This window comes from Streptomyces rectiviolaceus (genome assembly GCF_039533825.1).
GTDB classification, from domain to species: Bacteria; Actinomycetota; Actinomycetes; order Streptomycetales; family Streptomycetaceae; genus Streptomyces; species Streptomyces rectiviolaceus.
This window is the reverse complement of the sequence record NZ_BAAAUG010000139.1, coordinates 1-8,119: the sequence shown is the minus strand read 5'-3', so window position 1 is coordinate 8,119 and position 8,119 is coordinate 1. Positions and strand designations below refer to the sequence as shown.

Genomic DNA, 8,119 nt, shown 5'->3' with positions numbered 1-8,119 from the left:
CAGCCCGCCGCCCCGGCCCCGTCCGCGCCTGCCGCACCGGTCTCCCCGGCCTCTCCGGCCGACGACGGCGCTTACGTCACGCCGCTGGTCCGCAAGCTGGCCAACGAGCACGGCGTGAGCCTGTCGGACGTCAAGGGCACCGGCGTCGGTGGCCGCATCCGCAAGCAGGACGTCGTCGCGGCCGCCGAGGCCAAGAAGACCGCCCCGGCTCCGGCTGCCGCCGCCCCGGCGGCCTCGAAGGCCCCGGCCCTCGAGGTGTCCCCGCTGCGCGGTCAGACGGTCAAGATGACCCGCATGCGCAAGGTCATCGGCGACAACATGATGAAGGCGCTGCACTCGCAGGCCCAGCTGACCTCGGTCGTCGAGGTCGACATCACGAAGCTGATGAAGCTGCGCGCCAAGGCGAAGGACTCGTTCGCGGCTCGTGAGGGCGTCAAGCTCTCCCCGATGCCGTTCTTCGTCAAGGCCGCCGCCCAGGCGCTGAAGGCCCACCCGGTCGTCAACGCCCGGATCAACGACGACGAGGGCACCATCACGTACTTCGACTCGGAGAACATCGGCATCGCCGTTGACGCCGAGAAGGGTCTGATGACGCCGGTCATCAAGGGTGCGGGCGACCTGAACATCGCCGGCATCTCCAAGAAGACCGCCGAGCTGGCCGGCAAGGCCCGTGGCGGTGGCCTCACCCCGGACGACATGTCCGGCGCCACCTTCACGGTCTCCAACACCGGTTCGCGCGGTGCCCTGTTCGACACGGTCATCGTGCCGCCGAACCAGGCCGCCATCCTCGGCATCGGTGCCACGGTCAAGCGCCCGGTCGTCATCAACCACCCGGACCTCGGCGAGACCATCGCCGTCCGTGACATGACGTACCTCTCGCTCTCCTACGACCACCGTCTGGTGGACGGCGCGGACGCCGCCCGTTACCTGACCACGGTCAAGGCGATCCTGGAGGCCGGCGAGTTCGAGGTCGAGCTCGGCCTGTAGTTGGCCGTGCTTCTTCGGCCCCGTGGGGCTGTAAGACTCGTCTCATCAGCACGTACGCCCCCGTTCGGAGGTTTCCGGACGGGGGCGTCGCCGTATTGTCTAGGGGTCACCACGCCCCTGGGGCGCTGCCCCTGCCGGAGGAGCCCACATGACCGCGCCCGTCGTCCACTCGCTGCGCGAACAGATCCGCGAGCACATCGTGGAGGGGATCGTCAGCGGGCGCTGGCAGCCGGGCGAGCGGATCGTGGAGCGGCGGATCGCCGTGGAGCTCGAGGTCTCGCAGACACCCGTGCGGGAGGCGCTGCGGGAGCTGGAGACGCTGCGGCTCATCGAGTCGGCGCCCAACAAGGGCGTACGCGTACGGAACTTGACCGCGGCGGACCTGGAGGAGAGCTACCCCGTCCGTGCGGGCCTTGAGGCCATCGCCGCCGAGCTGGCGGCGGAGAGCCTGGCCGAGGACTGCTCGGCCCTGGAACCCCATGTCGCCGCCCTGTACGAGGCGGACCAGGCCTCCGACGGGACCTCGCAGGTGCGGCACACGGTCGGTTTCCACCGGGAGCTGGTGCGGGCCGCGAACAACTCCGTTCTGCTGCACACCTGGGAGGGCCTGGGCATCGAGGTCTTCACGGCGCTGTCCATCCGGTGGCTGGGGACGGTGCAGCAGTCGTACGCGGAGGAGCACGAGGCTCTGGTCTCGGCCTTCCAGCGGCGGGATCCCGCGATCGCGGAGCTGGTGAAGGCCCACGTACTGGGCTGCGCGCCGCGTGCCTGACACTCTCCGGGCCCTGGCCGGGCCCCGGACAACCGTAGGAGCATGAGGGCGCTCATACGTGCTCCCACCTGCGGAAACCCTTCGAATCGAAGGCACCGCGTGCCCGGTTTGTTGGCACCGGATGCCTACTTTCTGAATATGAAGGAGTTTTCGCCTTCAACCCTTTGATCGATCATCGATCACGGAGTTACAGTCTCCGACGGGCTCTCACCAGAACCCCACGCCCTGTCCTGCCAAAGACCTAGGGCACCCCCACCCCTTACCGAACAGGGGACCCCCTCCGACTCAGGAAGGCGGCGACATGACCGACCCCTCCGCAATCCAGCCGAGCGAGCTCGACCAGCTCCCGGACCGCGACCCCGAGGAGACCGCCGAATGGCAGGCCTCCCTGGACGCCGTTACCCAGGCGGCCGGGCCGCACCGTGCCGCGTATCTGATGCGGCGAACGCTGGAGCGCGCCGAGGGCGCGGGCCTGGCGCTGCCCAAGCTCCTTGAGACCGATTACGTCAACACCATCCCCACCTCCGCCGAGCCGGCCGTCGAGGGCGACGAGGCGATGGAGCAGCGGATCGCCGCGTGGAACCGCTGGAACGCGGCCGCGATGGTGACCCGGGGCAGCAAATACGGCGTCGGCGGCCACATCGCCACCTTCGCCTCCGCCGCCTGGCTGTACGAGACGGGCTTCAACCACTTCTTCCAGGGCAAGGAATCCCAGGAGTCTCCCGGCTCCGGCGACCAGCTCTACATCCAGGGCCACGCCTCCCCCGGCATCTACGCCCGCGCCTTCCTCGACGGTCGTCTGAACGAGGCGCAGCTCGACAACTTCCGCCGCGAGTCGGGCGGCGACGGCCTGCCGTCCTACCCGCACCCGCGGCGTCTGCCCTGGCTGTGGGAGTTCCCGACCGTCTCCATGGGCCTCGGCCCGCTGTCGGCGATCTACCAGGCGCGCTTCAACCGCTACCTCACCAACCGCAACATCAAGGACGTCTCCGCCTCGCACGTGTGGGCGTTCCTCGGTGACGGCGAGATGGACGAGCCCGAGTCGACGGCAGCCCTCGCGCTCGCCGCGCGTGAGGGTCTCGACAACCTCACGTACGTCATCAACTGCAACCTGCAGCGCCTCGACGGCCCGGTCCGCGCCAACTTCCGCGTGGTGCAGGAGCTGGAGGCCCAGTTCCGTGGCGCCGGCTGGAACGTCATCAAGGTCCTGTGGGGCAACGCCTGGGACGAGCTGTTCCAGCTCGACACCACGGGCGCGCTCGTCCGCCGCCTGCGTGAGGTGCCGGACGCGCAGTTCCAGACGTACGCGACGCGCGACGCCGCCTACATCCGCGAGCACTTCTTCGGCTCCGAGCCCGCGCTCGTCGAGCTCGGCAAGCTGCTCAGCGACGACAAGATCAGCGAGTGCTTCCACCTCTCGCGCGGCGGCCACGAGGCCCGCAAGGTCTACGCGGCCTACCGCGCGGCGCTCACCCACAAGGGCGCGCCGACCGTGATCCTCGCGCAGACGGTCAAGGGCTTCACGCTCGGCAAGGGCTTCGAGTCCAAGAACGCCAACCACCAGATGAAGAAGCTCACGGTGGACGAGTTCAAGGACATGCGGGATCTGCTCGAGCTGCCGATCCCGGACAGTGCCTTCGTCGACGGCCAGGTGCCTTACGGCCACCCGGGTGCCGACTCCCCCGAAGTCCGCTACCTCCAGGAGCGCCGTGCCGCGCTCGGCGGTCCTGCCCCGGCCCGTCGCACGCAGCCGCTCGCGCCGCTGCCCGCCCCGGCCGACAAGTCGTTCGCGTCGTTCGACAAGGGCTCGGGCTCCCAGTCGATGGCGACGACCATGGCTTTCGTACGCCTCGTCAAGGACCTGATCCGCGACAAGGAGACCGGCAAGCGCTGGGTGCCGATCGTCCCCGACGAGGCGCGTACCTTCGGCATGGAGTCGCTCTTCCCGTCGCTCGGCATCTACTCGCCGAAGGGCCAGAACTACGAGCCGGTCGACCGCGACCAGCTGATGTACTACCGCGAGGCCAAGGACGGCCAGATCCTCAACGAGGGGATCACCGAGGCCGGCTCGATGGCGGACTTCATCGCCGCGTCGTCGTCGTACTCGACGCACGGCGAAGCCATGATCCCGTTCTACATCTTCTACTCGATGTTCGGCTGGCAGCGGACCGCCGACCAGATGTGGCAGCTCGGCGACCAGCTCGGCCGCGGCTTCCTCGTCGGCGCCACCGCAGGACGTACGACGCTGACGGGTGAGGGTCTGCAGCACGCGGACGGCCACTCTCCGGTGATCGCCGCGACGAACCCCGCCGCCATGTCGTACGACCCCGCGTTCGCCTACGAGGTCGCGGCGATCGTCAAGGACGGTCTGCGCCGGATGTACGGCGAGGCGGCCCCCGGTGAGGACCAGAACGTCTTCTACTACCTCACCGTCTACAACGAGCCGATGCCGCAGCCCGCTAAGCCCGCGGGTGTGGACGAGGGCATCGTCAAGGGTCTCTACCGCTTCAACACGGCCGAGACGGCGGGTCACTCCCCCGCCGCGAACGCCTCGCGCATCCAGCTGATCGGTTCGGGAACGGCCATCCACTGGACCCTTTCCGCGCAGAAGATGCTCGCCGAGGAGTGGGGTGTGGCCGCCGACGTGTGGTCCGCGACCTCCTGGACCGAGCTGCGCCGCGACGCCCTGGAGGCGGACGAGGCGATCCTGCGCGGCGAGGAGCGGATTCCCTACGTGCGGACGGCTCTTGAGGGTGCTCAGGGTCCCGTGCTCGCGGTCTCCGACTACATGCGGCAGGTGCCGGACCAGATCGCGCAGTGGGTCGAGCAGGACTACTCGTCGCTCGGCGCGGACGGCTTCGGCCTCTCCGACACGCGTGACGCCGCGCGTCGCCACTTCGGCATCGACGCCGAGTCGATCGTCGTCGCTGCTCTCGCGCAGCTTGCCCGTCGCGGTGAGGTTCCCGCTGCCGCGGTGAAGGAGGCTCGGGCCAAGTACGGTCTGTAGGCCTTTGGCTTGATGTCTTGATGTGGGTGCGGGTCCCTGCCTGGGTGGCGGGGGCCCGTTCTCGTGTGCCGGGGCTTTACCGGTACCGGTTCGCCATCTGGTGGGCCGCTTCCGCGAAACGCTCCCTCAGGGCTGCCGGAGCCAGGACCTCGACCTCCGGGCCCAGCTGCATGAGCTGGGTGTACGCGACGACCTCGTTCTCGACGGGCAGGGTGAGTGTCACCCAGCCCTCGCCGTCCGGCTCGCTCGCCCCCTCCAGTGCCTCACGTACGGACGCGGAGTCGGTGGCGTACGGAAGTTGCCGTACGCCTCTCTCGGAGAGCCGCAGCACGACCTCGGACCGCAGGATCGCCCGCGCGAACTGCGCGGCCCTCTCCTCCCAGAAGCCCGGCAGATCGAACTCCTCGTCGCGTACGAAGCGGTCATCGCCCGCGGCGATCGCGGTGAACCGGTCGATGCGGTACACCCGGAACGAACCCGTGTCGGGCACCCGTGCGCACAGATACCAGATGCCTGCCTTGAGCACGAGGCCGTAGGGCTCCAACTCCCTTTCCACCTCGGCGTCCTGGCGCCGGTAGCGGGCGGTGACGCGCCGGTCGTCCCACACCGCGTTCGCCAGCGGGGGCAGCAGCTCGGGCGCGGGCGCCTCCTGGAACCATCCCGGCGCGTCCAGGTGGAACCGCTGCGAGGCATTTTGCGAGGCGTCCCGCAGCGAGGGCATCAGCGCCGCCGACACCTTCAGGCGGGCCGCCGATGACGCGTCCTCCAGGCCCATCTCGCGCAGCGCACCCGGCACTCCGGACAGGAACAGCGCCTCCGCCTCGCTGCGCCCGAGGCCGGTGAGCCGGGTGCGGTAGCCGCCGATGAGACGGTAGCCGCCGGTCCGCCCCCGGTCCGCGTACACCGGGACGCCGGCCTCGGAAAGCGCCTGGGCGTCCCGCGTGATGGTCCGCTCGGACACTTCGAGCTCACCCGCGAGCTCGGCGGCGGTCATGGAGGGGCGGGCCTGGAGCAGAAGCACCATCTTGATGAGGCGGGCAGCGCGCATGCCCCCATGATGCCGCTAGCAGGGACCACCCATGCGAGCCGAAGCGGCTAGCGGTAGCCGGTGACGTCCGCGGGCTTGCCCGCCTGCTCGACCTCCGCGATGTAGCGCCAGGCGTCCGGCGCCGAACCGTCCACGTCCGTGAAGCCGTACTCCTTGGCGAGGCCACCGCTGGAGAGCGACTTCCCGTTCCAGCGGGCCACTTCGGGGTCGGATGCGAGCGCGGCGAGGGCCCGGCCCACGAACGTCGGGGTCTCGGAGATCGCGAAGTGCGGGTTCTGCGCGCGGCCGTCGAGCCAGTTCTCCTCGGTCACCTTGAAGTGGGTGTCGAGCATGGCTTCGGAGCGCAGCCAGCCGGGGGTCAGGCAGAGGGCCGTGCAGCCGTACTCCTTGAGCTCCTCGGCGAGGCCGAACGCCATCCGCAGCGGAGCCGCCTTGGCGAGGTCGTAGTAGAAGGGCTTGCGGTAGTTGGGGCCGTTGTACTCCTCGGTGCCGTCGGTGACCTCGACGACCAGGCCGCCGGGGTTCTTGACGAGCAGCGGCAGCGCGTACCGGCTGGTGACGATGTGGGTCTCGATGCCGAGGCGCATCAGGCGCAGCCCCTTGTCGAGGTCGTGCTCCCACATCTTCTTGTCCCACTCGACGTGGACGTCGCCGCCCCAGATGTCGTTGACCAGGATGTCCAAACGGCCCTGCTCGCGGTCGATCCGCTCGACGAGGGCCTCGACCTGCTCGGGCTCCAGGTGATCGGTGGGTACGGCGATTCCGGTACCGGTCCCGCCCGCATCCCGGCCCGCGGCGGTGATCAGCTCCGCGGTCTCCTCGATGGTCTCCTTGGTGCGTCCGACCTCGCTGGTGTGCTCGCGGGTCGTGCGTCCCGTCGCGTACACCGTGGCTCCGGCGCGGCCGAGCTCCACGGCCATGGCCCGGCCCGCGCCACGCGTGGCACCGGCGACGAGGGCGATCTTTCCGGCCAGGGGCTGCGCGAGTGCGTGTGTGCTCTCCGTGCTGTCCATCTCTTCGCTCTCCATGACTTCGAGGCTGCCACCCAATGCCGACATCTGCTGTCGGGTTTTCCACGGGCATGTGCACGCATAACGACACAGCCGCATCCGCCGCACTCCACGTGCGTACCAACCCCCCAGGACCGATGCTTGTCCCGTGATGGACGAGACGGAGTTCTGGGAGATCGTGGACCGCACCCGCGTGGCCGCCGAGGGCGACCCCGAGGACCACGCCGACCTGCTCACCGAGAAACTCCTCGAACTCGAGCCGGACATGGTGCTCGACTTCGCCCGTCACTTCGAGGCGCGCTACAACCGTGCGTACCGCTGGGATCTCTGGGGAGCTTCCTGGGTCCTCCTCGGTGGCGCGAGCGATGACGCCTTCGACTACTTCCGCTGCTGGCTGATCGGCCAGGGGCGTGAGGTGTTCGAGGGAGCCCTGCACGACCCGGACTCGCTCGCGGACCTCCTCGACGACTTCGACGAGGACATCGACGGCGACGGCGAGGAGCTCGGCTACGCGGCGGACGAGGCGTACGAGCAGCTCACCGGCGTCGTCACCCCCGACCTCGGCATCGCTCCCGCCCCTCAGGAGCCGGAGGGGACGCCGCTCGACTTCGAGGATGAAGCGGCGATGGCCCAGCGCTACCCCAAGCTGTGGGAACGCTTCGGCGAGGTCGACTGAGGCTTCGAGCTACCGAGTTACCGAGTTACCGATCTACCGACTCTGTAGCCGTGCGGCCCTCTCCCTGATCGCGGGCAGCGCGGCCGTCAGCGCCGCACCCGGGCATTGCGTGTAATAGCCGTCGTTGTGCCCGGACACCGCGCTGAAGTACCCGCTGGTCCCCGCCTGGTACTTGCTGAGGCTGTGCGAGGAGACCATCCGCACCGTGGATCGCGGGTCCACGTCCGAGAGCCCGAGCTTCCACGCGACCAACGCCGCCACCGCGTCGGTCATCGCCTTGGGAACGGGAACCCCGGCCGTGAACGTCCCGATCGCCGCTATCCCCACCGACCCCCGGTTGAAGCCCTGGGTGTGCGCCCCGACCACGGCCCGGTCGATGCCGCCCGCACGCCCTTCGTAGACGGTCCCGCACCGGTCGACGAGGAAGTTGTAGCCGATGTCGTCCCACTGCCTCCCCTCGGTCTGGCCCGCGTACAGATAGCGGATGATGCGCGGGGCGTCGGCGCAGTCGTAGCTGTTCGGCGAGTCCGTGTGGTGCACGAACACCGCCTGGACCCGCTTGGCATACCGGGCGGGCGGAGCCCGCACCGCCCCGGCCAGCCACTCGGCGCGCGGCACG

At 69.4% G+C, this 8,119-nt stretch carries 7 protein-coding genes; 4 read left to right on the top strand and 3 right to left on the bottom strand.

The features are described 5' to 3' along the window. From sucB to aceE, 3 genes are all read left to right on the top strand, one after another. Positions 1-987: 2-oxoglutarate dehydrogenase, E2 component, dihydrolipoamide succinyltransferase (gene sucB / locus ABD378_RS32915; RefSeq protein ID WP_344526938.1), on the top strand; the 987-nt coding region annotated here is incomplete at its 5' end. A gap of 148 nt (positions 988-1,135) precedes the next feature. Further along, positions 1,136-1,759 (top strand): GntR family transcriptional regulator, encoded by a 624-nt coding sequence (locus ABD378_RS32910; protein ID WP_344526936.1) that lies wholly within the window; start codon positions 1,136-1,138, stop codon positions 1,757-1,759. Between the two features lie 301 nt (positions 1,760-2,060). Further along, the gene (aceE, locus tag ABD378_RS32905; RefSeq protein ID WP_344526934.1) at positions 2,061-4,766 is read left to right on the top strand and encodes a pyruvate dehydrogenase (acetyl-transferring), homodimeric type; all 2,706 of its coding nucleotides are present in this window, start codon (positions 2,061-2,063) and stop codon (positions 4,764-4,766) included. Positions 4,767-4,842: 76 nt separating this feature from the next. Here aceE and ABD378_RS32900 read toward each other — a convergent pair whose 3' ends face one another. Both ABD378_RS32900 and ABD378_RS32895 read right to left on the bottom strand, forming a co-directional pair. After that, positions 4,843-5,814 carry a helix-turn-helix transcriptional regulator gene (locus ABD378_RS32900; protein WP_344526932.1) on the bottom strand — a complete coding sequence of 324 codons (972 nt, stop codon included), beginning with the start codon at positions 5,812-5,814 and terminating at the stop codon, positions 4,843-4,845. Positions 5,815-5,861: 47 nt separating this feature from the next. After that, complete coding sequence (locus ABD378_RS32895) at positions 5,862-6,842, bottom strand: SDR family oxidoreductase (RefSeq protein WP_344526930.1); 981 nt, start codon at positions 6,840-6,842, stop codon at positions 5,862-5,864. Between the two features lie 133 nt (positions 6,843-6,975). Between ABD378_RS32895 and ABD378_RS32890 the strand changes: the two genes are divergently transcribed. Continuing rightward, complete coding sequence (locus ABD378_RS32890; protein ID WP_344526940.1) at positions 6,976-7,500, top strand: DUF4240 domain-containing protein; 525 nt, start codon at positions 6,976-6,978, stop codon at positions 7,498-7,500. 33 nt (positions 7,501-7,533) lie between these two features. Here ABD378_RS32890 and ABD378_RS32885 read toward each other — a convergent pair. Next, a partial coding sequence (locus ABD378_RS32885) for a peptidoglycan recognition protein family protein (RefSeq protein WP_425583908.1) occupies positions 7,534-8,119 on the bottom strand: 586 nt, incomplete at its 5' end.

Coding starts and splice junctions, on each gene's coding strand:
- ABD378_RS32910 (WP_344526936.1), top strand. CDS start 1,136: ATGACCGCGCCCGTCGTCCACTCGCTGCGCGAACAGATCCGCGAGCAC.
- aceE (WP_344526934.1), top strand. CDS start 2,061: ATGACCGACCCCTCCGCAATCCAGCCGAGCGAGCTCGACCAGCTCCCG.
- ABD378_RS32900 (WP_344526932.1), bottom strand. CDS start 5,814: ATGCGCGCTGCCCGCCTCATCAAGATGGTGCTTCTGCTCCAGGCCCGC.
- ABD378_RS32895 (WP_344526930.1), bottom strand. CDS start 6,842: ATGGAGAGCGAAGAGATGGACAGCACGGAGAGCACACACGCACTCGCG.
- ABD378_RS32890 (WP_344526940.1), top strand. CDS start 6,976: ATGGACGAGACGGAGTTCTGGGAGATCGTGGACCGCACCCGCGTGGCC.